Source organism: Tissierella sp. P1, assembly GCF_002266425.1.
Lineage (GTDB): Bacteria > Bacillota > Clostridia > Tissierellales > Tissierellaceae > Tissierella > Tissierella carlieri.
This window is the reverse complement of the sequence record NZ_NPMN01000001.1, coordinates 253,158-271,558: the sequence shown is the minus strand read 5'-3', so window position 1 is coordinate 271,558 and position 18,401 is coordinate 253,158. Positions and strand designations below refer to the sequence as shown.

Genomic DNA, 18,401 nt, shown 5'->3' with positions numbered 1-18,401 from the left:
ATAATAATAAAGGTAAAGGAGTAATCTCAAATATAAATATCACTCCTTACCTCTTCGTCACTGCTTTAAAAAATCATCTTACTTTATATCGTTATAATAAATACTGCCATTCTCTGTAACAAGAAGGCCCTCAATATCATTTCGATAAGCACAGTATTCTACATCGGAATAAAGTGGAACCATTGCACAATCCTCAAATATACTCATCTGAATATCAGAAATCAATTGAGTACGTTTATCAGAGTCTGGCTCATTTACACATTGATTTACCAAATCCTTGTATGCTTGGAATCCTTCCTTAGATTTGCTATTAAGGTCATAGTAGCAATAGTTTAAGATAAGAATTGGCTCTCCCCATTGAAGCACTTCTATTCCAGCATCATAATCATCTGCATTTATTTTCTCATATATATAGTTCCAGTCAATAGTCTCAATACTCATGTCTATACCGATCTCTTTAAGTTGAAGCTGTAATTCCTGTGCAACGGTAACGCTTGTTCCCGAAGAACGGGCAAGGAAATTAAAGCTAAGTTTTTCACCGTCTTTATAAAGGAATCCGTCACTATTTATTGTATATCCTGCTTCAGCTAATAGAGCCTTTGCACCTTCTACATCATTAGAAAGATTTTTTTTGAAATATTCTTCAGCCCTTTGACTATAATTTTGCATAACAGATGTAATCATAGCATACTCAGGCTTAAATGAACCTTGGCACATAACCTCCATAGCATCTCGATCAAGAGCTTTCATAATAGCCTTACGGACGCGAATATCACTAAGATGCTTGCTATCCTGATTAAGCTCAAAATATTCAATATTAGGGAAAGTAACATCTAATATCATTATATCATCAGCTCCTGAAAGCTCAGCATATTGCTCCATATTGATACCCGTTAATATATCAATATCTCCTTCTTTTATACCGGTATTGAGAGTAAATGCTTCTACATCCGCCATCTTAACAGTTATAGATTCAAGCCTAGAGGCTCCCTTATTCTCCACCAATGGATTGGAAGTCATGTAATAAGGATTAGGCTTAAGTATAACGTGGGAACCAGGAATAAACTCATCAACATAAAACTGACCATATGGAAGGGCACCCCAGAGAAGTTCGTCACGAGACATTGATTCAAGCTGCTTTTTACTTATAATTCCCATAAAAGGTTGTGTAAGAAAATATTCTAGGTCAGATCGATACTCACTAAGATAGCAAATGACATCACGACCATCTACCTCCATGGATTTAATATTACTATATCCATAGCCCCAATCTGAGTCAGGTTCTCCGTCACCATCTCTATCCTCAAGCCCATATTCAATTGATGCAATAAAATCCTCAGGTCCTAAAGGAGTGCCATCAGCAAATTTCATGCCTTCTGGAAATGTCAAACGGAAACTCATTCCATCCTCACTTACCTTATAATCAGAGCATATATTTGGAAGGAGCTTAGATGGATCCTTAGGATCTTGAATCAAGAAAGTATCTGAAACCAGGTTTTGGGAAGTATACCAGCTAGAGCAACGGAATAAGTCAGTTCCCATCCATTCGCTATCATGCAGAGTTAATGTCTTGCGTCCAATTGGCTCTCCCGATAAAGTATCCTTGGATTCACCATTAGAAGCTGGCTCCTTAGAGCATCCAGCAGCACTAATTACCATAATCATGACCATTAACAGAACTAAAAATCTCTTTTTCATTTCTTTGTTCCTCCTTATATAATAATCTCAGACATAACGCATTAGCATTTGGTCCTAAATATATAATCATCCAGCATTTAACTAGAAAATTATAATTCGATCAAGAATAACTATCTGAATTTACTAAAGTAATAAAATTAAATACTTTCCATTTGTCCTTCGTAAATGAAACAAGATACTTGATGATTAGAGTTAATATTATAATTCCTAGGGGTCATATTTTTACAACGATCAGTGACTTGCCTACAGCGTGAACTGAAACGACAGCCATCTGGCAAATTTATGAGACTACCTGGATCCCCTCCCATTAGCTCTTTTTTCTCTCCCCTAAGCTTAGGGTCAAGTATGGGTGATGCCGCCATAAGTCCATTAGTATAAGGATGCTTAGATTTATCCACTACCTCACTTGTAGGACCGAATTCTACTAGCTTTCCTAGATACATAACTGCAACTCTATCACTTATATATCGTATAACATTAAGGTCATGAGTTATCACCACATATGTCAACCCCATGTCCTCCTGCAAATCCAAAAGTAAATTGAGTATCTGTGCCTGAACTGAAATATCAAGAGCTGATGTAGGTTCATCCAAAATCATTATCTTTGGTTTGAGAACTAAGGCACGAGCAATGGCTATGCGTTGAAGTTGTCCCCCGGAAAGTTGATGAGGATAACTATTAAGATACCTTCTATCCATTTTTACCATATCAAGTGCCTCATTAGCCTTCTCCATAGCTTCCTTCTTAGATTTCCCATGTAATATCATAGGTCGCATAATGGAACTTGCAACTGTTTGCCTAGGATTAAGATTTGATGCTGGGTCTTGAAATACTACAGCTACATCTGTTCGAAGACGCTTTTCTTCTTCCTTAGTAGCACATCTCATATCTATACCATCTACCATAACTGAACCTTCCGTCGGCCTAGTGAGATTAAGTATTACCCTAGCAAGGGTGGTCTTCCCGCTACCAGATTCTCCAACAATTCCCACTATTTCTCCCTTATTAATAGTTAAACTAATATCATCAACAGCTTTAACCATCTGTTTTTTTCTGCCGAAGATCCCCTCTGATATTGTGAAATACTTCTTCAACCCCTCAATAACTATCATCGGTTCCTTAGTATTAGTACAAACATTCACAGCTTTATTCATTAAAGGGCCTCCTCTCCGAAATGACAGCGGAAAAAGTGATCTTTGCTGACATTTCTAGTCTGTGGGTCAACACTGAAACATATATCCTTTGCCAGAGGACATCTGTTAGCAAAGCGACAGCCTGGCTTTACATCTGTAAGTCTAGGTACTGCTCCATCTATGGTTTGAAGCCTTCCCTGAAACTTGGTCTTACGAGGTAATGCTTCATCAAAAGTCGTGTATAGGGATGCATTGGATTTTCAAATATCTGAAATACATCTCCTTGCTCTACTATCTCCCCGGCATACATAACTCCTATCCTATCTGCAACCTCGGCAACTAAGCCAAAGTTATGGGTTATAAGCATTATAGATGTAGAAAATTTCTTTTTTAATTCCTCAATTATTTGAAGTATTTGCGCTTCTATAGTAACATCTAGAGCCGTTGTAGGCTCATCTGCTATTAAAAGTTCTGGATTTCGTGAAAGCATCATAGCAATCATTACCCTTTGACGCATTCCTCCCGAAAGCTCATGAGGAAAACTATGAACACGTTTTTCAGCATCCGGCATCTTTACATCTCGATAGAGTTTCACCACCTGCTCCCAAACTTCTAGACGATTTTTATTGTCCATATATATAGCCTCAGCCACCTGTGCTCCTGTAGTATATACAGGATTAAGAGAATCTAATGGATTTTGAAATATCATGCCAATGTGCTTCCCACGAATTTTTTCCATCTGATTGTCAGTCATGTCATTTAGCTTTTCTCCCTTAAAATATATACCTCCACTTATGCGCTCATTATGATCAGGAAGCAATCTCATTATGCTATGTGCAATTGTAGATTTCCCGCAGCCAGACTCACCTACAATCGCAAAGATTTCGCCACGATTTATTGTCAAATTAACATCCTTTACAGCGGAAAGATATCCCCCCCTAACCTTGTATTCTATACTAAGATTATCTAGCCTTAATAATTCTTCACTCATTTCTTATACCTCCTTATTGGGAATTGAGACGCGGATCAAGCAAGTCACGTAATCCCTCTCCCAATAGATTAAATCCTAACACTGTATATACTAGTGCAATTCCTGGGAAGATGCTCATCCATTGTGCACGATTAATGTATTTCATACCTTGAGCAATGGCAAGACCCCAGTCAGGAGATGGTGGCTGAGATCCAAGTCCTAGAAAACTCAAAGTTGTAGTGGACATTATAGTTCCTGGAAGATTCATGGACACCAAAACTATAAGTGACGGAATGACATTAGGCAATATATATCTAAACATCAAGGCCATTGGTTTTTCACCAAAAGCTATACCAGTTTCTATAAATGCCATGTTTTTTAATGCCATAGTCTTAGCACGCACAGTCCTTGCATAACTAGCCCAATTCACGAGAGATATAGCTATAATAGAGTTTGTGAGACCTTTACCTAGGACTGTTACAACTGCCAATGCTAATATGGTGCCTGGTATACACCAAGTAACATCCACTATGAACATCAATATCTTATCAACTATTCCTCCAAAAAACCCACTTATAAGACCTATAGTCACTCCAAGAGTAAGCTGAATGGCCGCACCCAGAAGTGCAACCTTTAGGGTTATACGCGTTCCATTAATGATACGGCTAAACATATCCCGTCCAAAATCATCTGTGCCAAACCAATAGGTTCTACTAGGCCCTTGAAGTACTGCCTCCTTATGAGCCTCATCAAAAGGAAAAGGAGCTATCTCTTCTGCGAAAATAGCCAATATGACTACACTAATAAGGATTATAATACCTACCATAAAATTAATATTTTTCCAACTTGATTGAAAAAACTCCTTTGCTGGACTACTATTCATTAACGATCACCTCCCGAAATCGAAACTCTTATTCTTGGATCTAATAATCCTATAATAATATCACTAATTATATTAGATATAACAGTAAGCAATGAAATCACTAGAACACAACCCTGTACAACAGCATAATCCTGCTGAACAATAGAATTTATCATTAAACTTCCCATACCTGGTATGGCAAAAATTCTCTCAGTTATAACTGCACCAGAAATCAACCAAGGAATAGACATAAATACTAAAACAGTTATAAGTATCAAAGCATTGCGAAGCACGTGTTTTATCATTACCCTACGTTCTGACAATCCTTTCGCATAAGCTGTAAGTACATATTTTTCACGAAAAACATCCAAAACTTCACTCTTAGTAAGACGTATAGTACCTGCCAAACTTCCTATAACACCACTAGCAATAGGAAGTATAAAATGCTTTGATGTTTCATATCCACTAAGAGGAAACCATTTTAGCTTTACACCGAATACAAGTATTAACAAAACTGAAATCCAAAATCCAGGAACGGCAGTTAGCAAAAGTGTAATATTCACTATAATCCTATCAATAAATGTATCCTTTTTATAAGCACAAAATAGACCTAAAGGTACCGCTATTAGTATTTCCATTAGGAGAATCCAACCGCATAGCTTAAGGCTTATGGGAATTCGCATTTTCATCATTTCCCATACTGGCTGTCTATTCCTAAGTGAAATTCCAAAGTCCATTTTGGTAACTATACCTTTTATCCATTTCCAATATTGTTCGGATAAAGGACGATCAAGTCCAAACTCGGCTTTCATTGCCTGACGTCGCTCGGGTGGAACTTTTCTGTCAACTAGCAGATCAATGGGATCTCCTGGCATAAGATGAAGCATGCTAAATACCAGCACTGTTACTACAAACACAAGAAATACTCCAATAATTAATCGCCTGATTATATAGTCTCTCAACAGATCATCTCCTTATTAGTATACTTGCCCTCATATGGGACATTAAATTCATAAAGCAAATCCTACTCTCCAAAGCAATTGATAGAAAAGCTTCCCTATAACTGAATGTATCTTTATTTAATTACATCAATTATTGTTGCAATTTTCATGCCATTTAGAAGTTATTGAATATTCTCAGTTTTTTAGAGTTTCAAAAAAAATAAGGGATGTTTTACATCCCTTTTACATTCCCGTTTATTCATCATCTGTGATGAATAATCTTTTCTATTAATTTAATATTGGTCCTCACCATTTTCTTCCTGATAGCTTCCTTTTCCTCTGCCCTTCTAAATCATAATAAATTGTTCTTGATACTACAAAACTATTCTTCCTTAAAAATTCTCTATTAAAATACTCAAAATATGCTCCTGGAGAAATTAATCCTTGAATTTTCACTAAATCTATTCCTGCTTGACCAACTATAGTATCTGCCAGAAGAACACAATTTGTGTTCATAGCAAAATAAGTTTTAAAAGGACCTTTCATGAATTTATAAAACTTTCCTTTAAGGTTTTCATATAGTATGCTGGAATAATCTTTATATGGTTTCTCAGGTCTTATACCCATTTCTTCATCTATTCTACTTTTAGGCTTCCATTCATATAAGTTCTCATGAATCTCCTCTATTTTCTCTCTAACTCTTATTTTTTGCTCCTTTGTCAATTTAAGTCCAAAACCAAAAAGGGTCTTCCCTAAATGAGATTGAGAAAAGGCTATATATTTTTCTTTATCTTCAATTTCCACTAAAACCCCATCAGATATAAGTCCGCCTAACTTAAATGTAGATTCATCATAACATCCATAGGTCATAATCTTCCCTTCAAACCAAATATCAACATGGCCAAAGGCATAAGTTCCTTTTTCTGCTACATGGATGAAAACCTCTAAATCACAAGGAGTATTTTCTTTGAAATAAACTAGATCCTTCTGACTCAACTCTTCTGTTTCAAAAGCCTTATTTATCTCCATTAAAATCTTATGGGGAATAAGAGCCACCATAAAAACAGGAAGACTTATTCTAAACCTTCTTTTAAAGGAGTTCTTTGTTTCTAAAGGAAGTCCTTCCAATAATCCATCCATAAGAAAGGTAAATCCATAGAATATAAAAAATGTTCCTATTAGATTTGAAAGAGGTACAAGATAGGCTAAAGGTTTAGTAACCATCATTATTCCAAAAAAGGTTAAAACAATTGCACCTACTAAAATAAAAATCCTTCTAGGTACTTTATTTTTCCTATATTGCAAATAAATCAAAAATCTAACAATTCCGCTAAAAAAAGCATAAATTCCAAAGGCTATAGGAAGGACTGAGACTACTTCTTCAGGGCTAAAGTAAATGATTAACGCCATTACTAAATTAGCTGCAAACCCAAATAACCTTGATATAGCAGTAAGTCGTTTTTTTCTAAGAGGTGTGAAACCTATAAGCTGAAACATTGCTATAATGGCAAAGAGTATCACTAATAGGTTTAATAGACCTCTTACTGCAAACATAAGGATATTCTTTTGTGTTAAAAATATTATCCCAAGACCTAAGTATAGAAGTCCTGAAAAAATCATTGAAAAAATATCGATATCCCTTATCTTTAAATACTTAATGTCCATATATCTTCACCTGCCTAATATATCTTTTAATACATTTCTAATTATTTCTAATTTATATAATAGATACCCCTTTCTACATTATATTATAAAATAGATCATAATAGACAGTCCTTCTATAAAACAAAAGAAAACTCTAGAAATATTCCATTATAATAATTAAATAAAAATAAAAAATATCAGTGAGTTCACTGATATTTTTATTTTTACTTAATTTCTAATTATCTAAAATTAAGCTTTGTTTTCAAACAATTCTCTTAACCTTGGAAATAATATATTATTTTCTAAATGGATATGCTTAAATAAGTCTGATTCCATTTCTTGTAGTTTTTCATATGTTAACTCAAAAGTAGGACATACATCATCAGGAATTTTATAATCATCAGTTACTATCCTTAATTCCTTAAGAATATCGCCTGCTCCAGTATGTTCTTTTTCTAATTCGTTGATTATATTTATAGCTCTTTCTAAATCAGCATAAGACTTAGTTCTTGCATATTCTCTAATTGCTGGATATTGCATCGTTTCTTCCTTATTTAAATGTTCTTCCAACTCCATCTTAAGTGTATTAAATAATTTATGGACCTTTGATAGCTCTGGATGACTTTGTCCATGGACTTTTAATATTGTAGTGGTCAGTTTGCTAATCCTCGGAAGCTCATCCCAGAGATATGCATGATGTTTATTAATTATATACTCAACCAATTCACTAATAGGTGCTTCTTGCCAGTTTATGTCTTTGGAATCTAAATTACTTTCAAACTCTTCATATAATTTATTTAAATCATCAAGTATCTTTGCTTCACTAAGCCCTTTTTCTTCTATAGCTACAATCAATGATCTATCTCCGCCACAGCAAAAATCTATTTTATTTTCAATAAATATATCTGCAGCTTTTGGAAACTTGGCTACTATCTCACCAATCCTTTGGGAACTACTGAACTTACTCATTTCCATTCCTCCAATTTATCTAAGCTAAGACATTACTATTAAATTTATTCTTATAATAGTATTATGTCTTTTATCTTATAATTTAATTATAGAAGAGATTAAATGAGATTACCTTGACCTAGGTCAAAATTTTGGACTTTTTTTATTTTTTAACAACAGTTTTTATATATATTAGCTTATATAGAATCTATTGAGGGAGAACCCTCCTTGCCGTATAGTAACTATTTGCATAGTATCCCGACATAAGTGTTGTTATCTTTACTACATCTCCCGACTGAGGAGCATGTACAAATTCACCGTTTCCTACATATATACCTACATGGTTTATAGTCTTACCATTCCTTGCAAAAAACACTATATCTCCGTATTGTAAATCCTGTTTTGATACATAGGCTCCAGCACTGGCTTGAGATTGTGATGTTCTTGGTAATTCTATTCCCAGTTTTGCAAATAAAGAATAGACCAAACCAGAACAATCATAACTATTAGGACCTATTCCACCCCATTTATAGGGCTTCCCCAACTCCTTGGGTACAAGGTTTTTCAATTTTGCCATTAAAGAATCTTCTTGCCTATTTACGGCAGCACTTCTGGATACGGTTAAACCATTTCTTGAAGCTCTCTCAGATGCTAAAACTTTATCATACATTCTTTTTACAAGAACTATTGCTTCTTCCCGAGAAGTATATCCATTAGGATTAAATCCGTCGTCGCCAACTCCGCTTATAACTTCTACACCATATAAATAACCTACAGCTTCCCTTGCCCATGGAGAAATAAAATTGTAGTCCTGAAATTTATACTCATATAAATCTGAATAACTATATTTTGGTTTCGCTACTTGTAAGGTACGATATATAACTACACTCACTTGTTCTCGAGTAATGTTTTCATTAGGAGCAAATATGCCATTTTCTTTACCCGCTACTATTCCTAATTTGTTTGCCATTATGATCTTAGGGTTTTGTGTATCAGTAAATGGTTTTTCTTTTTCCAGCATAATTTCTTTTCCACCTAAAATCTCATATAATGATACAGCAAGTTCACTAAATTCTTCACGTGTAATATTATTTCTATAATCTCCTTGAATCCTCTCAGGGATAAGGTCAATTTCCTTGGCTTTATCAATTTCCTCTTTCGCCCAAGCACTTGGATTATTCATTCTATTTTCTGATAAAGCTAAATTAGCATATGTATTTTGTGGCTTTATAGTAATAACAACAATTATAAACATTAAAGCTAGGCTAATCTTATTAAATATTTTTATCATTGGTTCCCGCCTTTCTAAAAAGTATAGTGATAGAAATTAAACTGTAACCATTTTGTAATGTTTACATATTACCACAAAAACCTATGATTTGTTCCTTCCTTATTAATCCAGCCCATCCAGTACTTGGTGATCGCCAAACAAAATAAAAACTATCCTAGTTATAATGAGTGCTGAAAAATCTAAGCTTAAAAATAAATCTATAAACAAAAGAACAATTACAGATATCCTCCATAATTGCTCTCTTATATTCAATCTAATTACTTTATTCCATATTTTTTTGCATACCCAGAGCAGTCTTTTCTTGCCATTTATGTCCTCTATATCGACGGATAAAAAATGCAGCTCTTACATACCAGTCACAAATCATAGCTATCCAGACACCAAACATTCCAAAACCCAAATATCTGGCAAATAATATACCAAGTCCGATCCTTGTAATCCACATGGAGCCTATGCTTATTATCATGGCATATCGTACATCATTTGCAGCCCTTAGTGTATTTGGAAGAGTAAAGCCCAATGGCCACACTAAGCAAGCATTTATTCCATAGAATATTATTATCTTTCGTGCCAGCGCAGCAGTTTCTGGTGACAGATTATACAACTTAAGTATAAATGGAGATGACAATATTATAATTCCGTTTATCATAGCTAAAGCCATATAAGCATATTTATGAAGTACCTTTGTATAATATCTAGCCTGATCATAATCTCCTGCCCCGACACACTGACTGACTACAGTAACTAAACCTAATCCTATTGCAGCACCAGGAAGAAATTGGAAGGCAGTAACCGTATTTGCAACTGCATTTGCTGTAATTGCAGCAGTTCCAAAGCCTGATACCACACTTAGTAATAATATCTTACCCAGCTGAAACATACTGTTTTCTATCCCATTTGGTATTCCTATCTGAAGGATATTCTTAACCATTTTACCATCAAATTTATATTTGAAGGGCTTACTTATGTGGATAACAAGACTTTCATCCCTAAGCAATAAGACTATAATTACAGCAGCCACTGCTCTAGATAGAAGTGTGGGAATAGCAACACCCTCAACTCCCATACGAAATCCGTATATTAATATTGCATTTCCCACTACATTTATGGTATTCATTATTAGGGAGGTCTTCATAGTTATTCTAGAATTTCCCATTGCCCTGAATAAGGCTGCCCCACTGTTATATACTGCTATAAATGGAATACTTGCAAATACAATCACCATATAGGTATTGGCATATTCTGCAACGATTGGCTCAATCGATCCAAATACCACATTTAATATAAAGCTTCTACCAGCATACATCACTGCCATTATGACCAGTGAAATAAGTGTTACAAATACTATGAGCTGTTCTCCTGCCCTTGAAGCTTTTTCATTCTGATTTCTTCCTATATATTGCCCTGCAACTACGGCTCCACCCGTTGCCAGTGCTGCAAATATATTTATAAGCAGAATATTTACTGAATCCACTAAAGATACAGCCGATACTCCACTTTCCCCAACGCTGGCAACCATTATGGTGTCTGCCATACCGACAGCAACTGCCAACAACTGCTCAACTATAAGGGGCATAATGAGATAAATAAGCGTTTTTTTGGAAAAAATATAGTTTTCTTTCATATCTTTCTTCAATGTTTCAAGTCCCTTCAAAATAAAAAATCCATCTAAGTATCAAAAGATAGATTTCCTTAATTTATATAATTTGACATAATTATATTAGAAAAAATTCAGCAAGTCAAATCTTATGGTTAAGATTTTTATTATACATGAAGATAAATATGAAAAAACAGGAGATTTCACGGACTTATTACATTTTTTCCTCCTGCTTTTAAAGATCTTTATTTTATTGGAACAAAATAATATCTTAAATACACAATTTAATTAATATACATTTTATAAATATTGTAAATTAATTTAAATTCCCATTATACTTATTTTATTTAGTGTTAATTTTATACTTCTTTAAAAATACAAAATTACATATTAGTGAAATGATAAACACAAAAACAAACAAATATCCTATTGGTATTAATGCGAATGGCTCAACCAATGTCCCATCCGGCAAAACTTTTGCACCTATAACATTATAAGTAATAAAGCAAATTATAGCTACTAAAGCTGAAACCAACATGGAACCTTTTAGAAATGAAACCCTCTTGTCCCTTTTCCATTTTGCTGAAATATTTTTCACTACTTTTATCTTCTCATCTGAAATAGTTGGGTTTTCTAAATTCATTTTAAGTTTTTGCAATTCTTCTACGCATTGTATACATTCGGCTAAATGTTCTTCTATCAGCAAAGAACTTTCTTTACTACAGACTTTATCATAATACAATGGTAACAAATCCCTAATAACTTCACATGATAATCTCATATTAACTTCTCCTTTAATTTTATTCTTGCACGATGATAGGTGACTCTTGCCCAGCTTTCTGTTTTCCCAAATAATTCAGCTATCTTTGAAAATGATAAATCTCCAAAAAAACGCAATGTAAATACTTCTTTATATGGTTCTTCTAAATTATGGAGTATTTTATGAATTTCAAATACACTTTCATCGTCAACTAATATTTGTTCAAAACCAGAATCAGAAACATCGGCTATATCTTCAACGCTTTCAAAATTGTTTTGTTTTTTCTTTAAATATGAAAAATATGAGTTTTTGGCAATTTGGCAGAGCCAAACACTCATCTTACAATTCCCTTTGAAACCATCAATATTTTTTAATGCCTTAAAAAAATGTTTCTTGTGTTATATCCTCTGCTATGCTCTCATTTTTAGAAAGACATAATACATATCTGTATACATCCTTGAAATATTCGGAGTATATTTCTTCAAATTCTGTCACATTCTCACCATCCTTCATATATAAGACTATCATTTTCGTATTTCGTTACAACATTCCACAAAAATTTATTAAGCCACCTACAAAATCAAGTGGCTCAATAAAGAATATATAAATTTTATCTTGAATTAGAATAATATCTCTTATATAGTTATTTCCTTCTTTAAAACCATTGGAATTATTACTATTGACTTGTTACCTTATTCGGATAATGATTATTTTATGAAGCTAAGTCTTTTATCCTGCTTAAATGATCTTCTTGAAGGATTTCCTTCAACCCTCAAAATTATATCATCTGTTAAATCATAGATTGATGACCAAACAGTATCAAGTCCTTTCTTACGGTCATATTGACACATAAATCCCATCTCTCCAGATAAAAGAGCTTTTGCAAAATCTAGTGAATAATCTTGATTATTAGTAAATGCATTTACTAATGTTTCATATCGTTCATGAGAATGTATATCATCAACACCGTCAAATTGATATTCCTGCATTTCACAAGATACAAAATGATTGGTTGTAAAGATATAATTTTTTCCTTCCCTAGGGGCTAGGATAACAACTTTATCACAATTGCATTCCACAACTGCAATCTTACCAGACTTGTCTGCCAGTGTAATTGTCTGCGGTGAAGCAATGGGAATTTTTTTTAATGCTAAAATAGCTTCATCTGTTGTTTTACATTTCTCTAAAATATATCTGACAAGCATTCCTGCATTAAATCCAGGCTTTATTTTTATGGGATAAATAAAAGTCAATCCCACTGCTAATCCATGTTCATTAACACCATCTTCCATTTCTGTCCATGCAGTGGTATTGCCAACAAATGAATAAGCATTATTAAGTTTATAATAAGCACTATCGCACAACTTTTCCATACTCACAATAAAATCACTATTTTTACCAAAGATGATTTTTCCCTTGTAAGAAAAAGCAAAACAAGAGCATTTATTATCAAATATAAAGCAATACATAGTAAAAAGAAAGTCTGCTATATGCATATAATCAATTTGTAATCCATCTGCCATTCCCCTTATTTCTTCAACTATTTCAGGATAAAACTTCTCATAAATCGGTAGACATTTTGCCGCAAATTCTTTCCTCTCATCATTCGTAGGTATGTTATCCATAGGATTAACCCCTTTTTTACGCAACATATCACCATAACGTAGACCAGCTTCGTAATGACTGCCTTTCCATCTTGAATGATACACAATTTCACTCTCCTATTTTCAATTTGAGAGCTAACGTTAACTCATACTACAAGCTTAATTTAATAAAATTTTTATGTCAAGAACTATATTAATATTGTATATTCTCTTTTATAATTTCCTTATAAATACTCATTTCTAAACTTATTTTATAATAAAAAATCAGAAGATTTCTTGGAATTTAATCTAAGATTTCTCCTGCTTTTGAAGAACTTTATTTTAGGGGACAAAGTGAAGAATACCTTAGATGTATAACTTAACCAATGTACATTTTTAAAATGATGTACAGCAAAACCTATTTAGAACTATTTACTTACTTCTTGTGGTTTTTTAAATCCAAAGTCGCATAAACTTATTATAAAACCCGCAATAATATAACCTAATAAATCACTAAATCCAAGGTAAACCTTTATTATTGCGTTAATTAATAGTAATATAAAAATAGATATCCATTTAATTATCCACTTCTCCTTCCAATTTTCAAGAACCTTATGAAAGAAAGAGAATATTTTAGGATTAAATTTGTTTAATTGCATAAATAATAGATCAAAAACAACTGCACTTACAACCAAAATAATTATACCTTTGATATTCATATCACCACCTCCTTAATTAAGTCCTGCTGAACATAATTTTACATATACACATCAATTATGCTATATAAATATAAAAGAGAGGGAAAAGTTAAATCAGAGAAGAGTATTAGTTTTTTTCTTTATAGAATAATATAACTTCCCAACAATGGAATTTAAGACAATTGTTACTGTATTCCACACTCCATGAGATAGGAATGTATGTAGGACTTATTTTATCTCATTAATATCATTAATCATAAAAACTAGGGCTAACGCTATACCTAATGGCAAATGAATTAATATTGTATACCATTATCTATTTACCAATATATGAGCTGAAGCAAATACAACAGCAGAAATACAGCATAATATAGTCATTGTATTACTTCCAGCCTTACTAATCCATCCTACTAATCGAAATATGCCCAACTGGAAGATTAAAGTTTCTAAATAAGGGCCAATTATTCCTGCTTCTAAAAATCTTTTGATTGTTTTTTTAATGTAAGATTTATGTATTTTTCTTCTTGGACCAATTCTTCCTTTGTTAATTCCATTCCTTTAAGCCCGGATATAATGGTGATAACATCGGCAAGTGCCTATGCGATAAAAAATAATAGTACCATAAATTTATATTGTGTATATTCTAAAATCCTATTAATTAAAATATTCATAAATGTCTCCTTAATTATAGATATTAATAACTACTTCATCTTATATAAAAAATGTGCAGTAATTTATTTAATAAACCTAATACTATTTATTTATAATATGTTTTGGTCTGCAATAACTCAAATTCATATTTATTTTGTTTTAGATATAGTTATCTTTGATTTTGCTGCATTTAATTTATCTTCATCTGTTATTCCATATTCTTTGAATACTTCTTCAATTATTAAACCAATATTACTTTCAGAATTATCATTTTTAGATACTTTCTTAAAAATTTCATCTATAATTTTTTCTATTTCTTCTATAGATAAGTCACCAAAAATATCTTCCTCATATTCTCTCGCATATTCTATCTTTGTTCCACCTTCAACTATTACTTCCTCTATATCTTCAAATGAATCTATTTCTGGTGCATCAACTTGTGAATTATCACATCCTATAGCTAACAATATAATAAGCATTAATGATATAGTTAAAATAAATAATTTCTTCAAATCTTCAACCCCTTTTGAATAAGAAAATTTTGTTTATAAGCTTTCAATTTCTTCTACCCAATTAATATAATCCTAATTATCATTACTGCATATTTTTCTACTGTTACATCACTAAGTTAAAATGATATTCATTAACTGATAAAATTCGTAAATATTTTTTTATATAACATTTTTATAATAGAGTATATTAAAAATATAAATGTTATTGCTAAAGGGGCATATAATAGCATAGCTAAAGGCAAAAATGATACTGAAAATATAACAGAAACCAAATAGCTAATAGAGGTAAGAACAATAAAAAAAGAAAAATTAATTATTAAAAAGTGTCTTATGTCTGTTTTATCTTTTTTCATAATAGCTCTTATAAGATAAATTAAATAGATTAATATAATTAACAATTCAAGAAAATTAGTGATTTTGGTAATATTTGAAAGGTATTCGAATTGATATTTTTCTATTGTTCCCCTTAAAGAATACCTTTGTATATACAGGGATTTAGACACTTGAAAATATGTATATATTAGATTAATTAGAGAAAAGAATATCAAGTATAGGTTTAAAAGCTTATTTCCTTTAAAATCATGTATAAGTTGCCTCATAATAAAAACCTCCTTTGTTTAAAGATGTTTTTTCAAATTTGCTATTGAACATAACCCCACCACTACGACATAAAATATAAAATTAAACGAATTACTTTGACAATTTGTATATATCCATAATGATTTCCGAACCATTTGCTGTATTGTCTACATAAGTACCAACCCATAGGCAATCTGAAGAAACATACAATCTCCACTTAGCTTTATCCCCATCTTCATCATATATGGTATACTGATAATCAACATCACTACCAATTAAGGTATCAATATCATATGATAATACAGATGTATTATTTTGAATTTTTTCTTTTACATATTTGGGAGAATTAAATTCTACAGTATAATCTGTAGACTGAATTTTAAACAAATCTGCTTGGATAGTATATTTCGTATCTTCCATTTGTTCATTCACAAAGTCTATGGTTGAAGATGATAATGGCGTCAAATAGCTAACTTTCTCAAATTTATATGTGCCATAAATATTATCCTTATCCTTGTTACTACAACCAGACAAGTAAACTAATAAAATTAAACCCATTATAATGATAAGCGTTCTTTTAATAATAAACACCCCCTTACTTCGCATAATTCTGATATGCCTTATAAAAGTATTGCCGATTAGTTAAATATTCATATTCCATAATGAATGACATATTTATTTTCATAAATTGCCTTTTGTAATAATGTAGTTAAGTCAATTAATTCCTTTGATGTTTTAGAACGCTTATCAGTTGATATTACTCTATAAAAAGCTTCCAATGATTCTGGCGGAATGATGGTAACTCCCCATCTTGCCAATGCAAAATTAGGTCTGCTATAACTATGAAAATAAGTTTTATAAGAGACAATTCATCCCACCAATCATCTAAAATATCGTCATCAATGGCAATACAACTATACTTTTTAGACTCATACTCCAAAGAATAATCTTTATCTTTCTCAAATTTATCTATAATACCAAATTCAGCAACACAAGCCATATTATCACCAACTTTTTTGATACATTATATAATTTAAATAATTCTGCATCTCATTAATCATCTATAATCTTACTCCATTCTACCCCATTTCATCTCTTCACCATGTGTATCATATTTTTTTCTTTTAGCTTTGATTTCTTCTATTTCTATTCTATATACATTAGTTCTTTTTAACCCTGTTTTAATAGCCATGTTAAAGTAATCCATCTTTGTTGGAGTGTATTTCTCACATATAAGTTTCATGGCTTTAATTTTTTCTTCCACATCCTCTACTAATTTTACTTTACCTTTTACAACTGCTGACTCATACTCTGTTGTAAAAACACTGCTAATAAGTAATACTGTCTTAGATTCATCCTTTACTATTTCATCTAATTCTTCTTTTGTATAATTTTCTGGTACTTTTACTTCTCCTACAAAAACTACACTAACATTAGGGCTTTTCTCAAATAATTTTACTTTTGTTCCAGCCATTGCTGAGTGAAAATATAAGGTATTTTCATCTCTAACAATTGAAAGAGGGATTCCATAAGATTCACTATCTTCATCGACCATGGAAAGAACTCCATATCTTGACTTATCTATGATTTGAATTCCAAACTCTGCACTCATTTCTCTGTCTTTTCTTCTCATAATTTTCACCTACCTAATTAATAGATTATTTTAATATCTAAAACTCATTAATTTCCTTATTTCATATTCTATCTAAACAAGCCAAGTTCTTCAAGAGAAAGCAGGATTAATGTGGGAAGTATAAAGAGACAATGAGATAAGAAAAGGGAATTATAGTGATTTCAAGGGGTTAAAAAGGATATAAAAAGGATATAAAAAAGCAGGAGAATTCATGAAATTTATTCCATATTTTCTCCTGCTTTTGAAGAACTTTGTTTTATTAATACAATCTCTCTAGTTTTTATTATATTTCTCTTCTATTATCCATAGCCTTTGCTAAGGTTACCTCATCAAAGTATTCAAGGTCTCCTCCTACTGGGATTCCATGAGCTATTCTTGTTACCTTTATTCCTAGTGGTTTTATAAGTCTAGAAATATATAAAGCTGTAGCTTCACCTTCTACTGTTGGATTAGTAGCTAGAACTATTTCTTCTACCACTCCATCGGATAATCTATCTAGAAGTTCTTTTACCCTTATATCATTTGGTCCTACATTATCCATTGGCGATATAACTCCATGAAGTACATGATACTGGCCTTTATACTCCTTAGATTTTTCCATGGCAATGATGTCTTTAGCACCTTCTACTACACAAATTATGGATTTATCTCTCATAGTATCTCTACATATATGGCATGGATCTTCATCTGTTAGATTACAGCATATACTACAAAGTCTTATCTTCTCTTTTGCATTAGTTATGGATTTTGATAGTTTTTCTGCTTCTACTTCTTCCATCTCTAATATATAAAATGCAAGTCTTTGAGCAGTTTTTCTACCGATACCTGGTAATTTTGATAGCTGCTCTATTAAATTTGCTATTGGTAGTGCATACTGCTCCATTATATTACTTCCTCTCTA

At 32.2% G+C, this 18,401-nt stretch carries 19 protein-coding genes; all 19 read right to left on the bottom strand.

The genetic code is table 11. The features are described 5' to 3' along the window. Positions 1-78 precede the first annotated feature (78 nt). Positions 79-1,698, bottom strand: coding sequence for an ABC transporter substrate-binding protein (locus tag CIW83_RS01265; protein WP_094898856.1), 1,620 nt, complete (start codon positions 1,696-1,698; stop codon positions 79-81). A gap of 137 nt (positions 1,699-1,835) precedes the next feature. After that, positions 1,836-2,852 (bottom strand): ABC transporter ATP-binding protein, encoded by a 1,017-nt coding sequence (locus tag CIW83_RS01260; RefSeq protein WP_094898855.1) that lies wholly within the window; start codon positions 2,850-2,852, stop codon positions 1,836-1,838. Further along, positions 2,852-3,013, bottom strand: a complete 162-nt coding sequence (locus CIW83_RS24730; RefSeq protein ID WP_201259628.1) for an oligopeptide/dipeptide ABC transporter ATP-binding protein — start codon at positions 3,011-3,013, stop codon at positions 2,852-2,854. Before CIW83_RS24730 ends, CIW83_RS01260 begins: the two co-directional genes overlap by 1 nt. Then, complete coding sequence (locus CIW83_RS01255; protein WP_201259621.1) at positions 3,010-3,822, bottom strand: ABC transporter ATP-binding protein; 813 nt, start codon at positions 3,820-3,822, stop codon at positions 3,010-3,012. Before CIW83_RS01255 ends, CIW83_RS24730 begins: the two co-directional genes overlap by 4 nt. A 13-nt stretch (positions 3,823-3,835) precedes the next feature. After that, on the bottom strand, positions 3,836-4,684 hold the full coding sequence (locus CIW83_RS01250) for an ABC transporter permease (protein ID WP_094898854.1): 849 nt from the start codon (positions 4,682-4,684) through the stop codon (positions 3,836-3,838). Beyond that, positions 4,684-5,625, bottom strand: coding sequence for an ABC transporter permease (locus CIW83_RS01245; protein WP_094898853.1), 942 nt, complete (start codon positions 5,623-5,625; stop codon positions 4,684-4,686). The genes CIW83_RS01250 and CIW83_RS01245 overlap by 1 nt, the downstream gene beginning before the upstream one ends. 285 nt (positions 5,626-5,910) lie before the next feature. After that, on the bottom strand, positions 5,911-7,269 hold the full coding sequence (locus CIW83_RS01240; protein ID WP_094898852.1) for an HdeD family acid-resistance protein: 1,359 nt from the start codon (positions 7,267-7,269) through the stop codon (positions 5,911-5,913). A 228-nt stretch (positions 7,270-7,497) separates the two neighbouring features. After that, on the bottom strand, positions 7,498-8,217 hold the full coding sequence (gene ric, locus CIW83_RS01235) for an iron-sulfur cluster repair di-iron protein (RefSeq protein ID WP_094898851.1): 720 nt from the start codon (positions 8,215-8,217) through the stop codon (positions 7,498-7,500). Positions 8,218-8,404: 187 nt separating this feature from the next. Next, positions 8,405-9,487 (bottom strand): NlpC/P60 family protein, encoded by a 1,083-nt coding sequence (locus tag CIW83_RS01230; protein WP_094898850.1) that lies wholly within the window; start codon positions 9,485-9,487, stop codon positions 8,405-8,407. A gap of 262 nt (positions 9,488-9,749) precedes the next feature. Further along, positions 9,750-11,141 (bottom strand): MATE family efflux transporter, encoded by a 1,392-nt coding sequence (locus CIW83_RS01225; RefSeq protein ID WP_235601186.1) that lies wholly within the window; start codon positions 11,139-11,141, stop codon positions 9,750-9,752. A gap of 286 nt (positions 11,142-11,427) precedes the next feature. Continuing rightward, complete coding sequence (locus CIW83_RS01220; RefSeq protein WP_094898849.1) at positions 11,428-11,865, bottom strand: DUF3955 domain-containing protein; 438 nt, start codon at positions 11,863-11,865, stop codon at positions 11,428-11,430. Beyond that, the gene (locus CIW83_RS23480; protein WP_235601185.1) at positions 11,862-12,182 is read right to left on the bottom strand and encodes an RNA polymerase sigma factor; all 321 of its coding nucleotides are present in this window, start codon (positions 12,180-12,182) and stop codon (positions 11,862-11,864) included. The genes CIW83_RS01220 and CIW83_RS23480 overlap by 4 nt, the downstream gene beginning before the upstream one ends. A 369-nt stretch (positions 12,183-12,551) precedes the next feature. Beyond that, complete coding sequence (locus tag CIW83_RS01210; protein ID WP_094898848.1) at positions 12,552-13,553, bottom strand: C45 family autoproteolytic acyltransferase/hydolase; 1,002 nt, start codon at positions 13,551-13,553, stop codon at positions 12,552-12,554. A gap of 302 nt (positions 13,554-13,855) precedes the next feature. Further along, positions 13,856-14,146, bottom strand: coding sequence for a hypothetical protein (locus CIW83_RS01205; RefSeq protein ID WP_094898847.1), 291 nt, complete (start codon positions 14,144-14,146; stop codon positions 13,856-13,858). A 779-nt stretch (positions 14,147-14,925) separates the two neighbouring features. Beyond that, positions 14,926-15,288, bottom strand: a complete 363-nt coding sequence (locus CIW83_RS01200; protein ID WP_094898846.1) for a hypothetical protein — start codon at positions 15,286-15,288, stop codon at positions 14,926-14,928. 690 nt (positions 15,289-15,978) lie between these two features. Further along, a complete protein-coding gene (locus CIW83_RS01190) occupies positions 15,979-16,458 on the bottom strand; it encodes a hypothetical protein (RefSeq protein WP_201259620.1) in 480 nt (159 codons plus the stop codon). Positions 16,459-16,624: 166 nt separating this feature from the next. Next, entirely contained in the window at positions 16,625-16,867 is a 243-nt protein-coding gene (locus CIW83_RS01185) for a hypothetical protein (protein ID WP_201259619.1), read from the bottom strand. A 69-nt stretch (positions 16,868-16,936) separates the two neighbouring features. After that, on the bottom strand, positions 16,937-17,500 hold the full coding sequence (locus CIW83_RS01180) for a pyridoxamine 5'-phosphate oxidase family protein (RefSeq protein ID WP_094898844.1): 564 nt from the start codon (positions 17,498-17,500) through the stop codon (positions 16,937-16,939). Positions 17,501-17,783: 283 nt separating this feature from the next. Beyond that, positions 17,784-18,383 carry a recombination mediator RecR gene (gene recR, locus CIW83_RS01175; RefSeq protein WP_094898843.1) on the bottom strand — a complete coding sequence of 200 codons (600 nt, stop codon included), beginning with the start codon at positions 18,381-18,383 and terminating at the stop codon, positions 17,784-17,786. Positions 18,384-18,401: the final 18 nt, after the last annotated feature.

What these genes read in the sequence shown, in the direction of transcription:
- CIW83_RS01265 (WP_094898856.1), bottom strand. Translation starts at nt 1,698, where the DNA reads ATGAAAAAGAGATTTTTAGTTCTGTTAATGGTCATGATTATGGTAATT.
- CIW83_RS01260 (WP_094898855.1), bottom strand. Translation starts at nt 2,852, where the DNA reads ATGAATAAAGCTGTGAATGTTTGTACTAATACTAAGGAACCGATGATA.
- CIW83_RS01255 (WP_201259621.1), bottom strand. Translation starts at nt 3,822, where the DNA reads ATGAGTGAAGAATTATTAAGGCTAGATAATCTTAGTATAGAATACAAG.
- CIW83_RS01250 (WP_094898854.1), bottom strand. Translation starts at nt 4,684, where the DNA reads ATGAATAGTAGTCCAGCAAAGGAGTTTTTTCAATCAAGTTGGAAAAAT.
- CIW83_RS01240 (WP_094898852.1), bottom strand. Translation starts at nt 7,269, where the DNA reads ATGGACATTAAGTATTTAAAGATAAGGGATATCGATATTTTTTCAATG.
- ric (WP_094898851.1), bottom strand. Translation starts at nt 8,217, where the DNA reads ATGAGTAAGTTCAGTAGTTCCCAAAGGATTGGTGAGATAGTAGCCAAG.
- CIW83_RS01230 (WP_094898850.1), bottom strand. Translation starts at nt 9,487, where the DNA reads ATGATAAAAATATTTAATAAGATTAGCCTAGCTTTAATGTTTATAATT.
- CIW83_RS01220 (WP_094898849.1), bottom strand. Translation starts at nt 11,865, where the DNA reads ATGAGATTATCATGTGAAGTTATTAGGGATTTGTTACCATTGTATTAT.
- CIW83_RS23480 (WP_235601185.1), bottom strand. Translation starts at nt 12,182, where the DNA reads ATGAGTGTTTGGCTCTGCCAAATTGCCAAAAACTCATATTTTTCATAT.
- CIW83_RS01205 (WP_094898847.1), bottom strand. Translation starts at nt 14,146, where the DNA reads ATGAATATCAAAGGTATAATTATTTTGGTTGTAAGTGCAGTTGTTTTT.
- CIW83_RS01185 (WP_201259619.1), bottom strand. Translation starts at nt 16,867, where the DNA reads ATGGCTTGTGTTGCTGAATTTGGTATTATAGATAAATTTGAGAAAGAT.
- CIW83_RS01180 (WP_094898844.1), bottom strand. Translation starts at nt 17,500, where the DNA reads ATGAGAAGAAAAGACAGAGAAATGAGTGCAGAGTTTGGAATTCAAATC.
- recR (WP_094898843.1), bottom strand. Translation starts at nt 18,383, where the DNA reads ATGGAGCAGTATGCACTACCAATAGCAAATTTAATAGAGCAGCTATCA.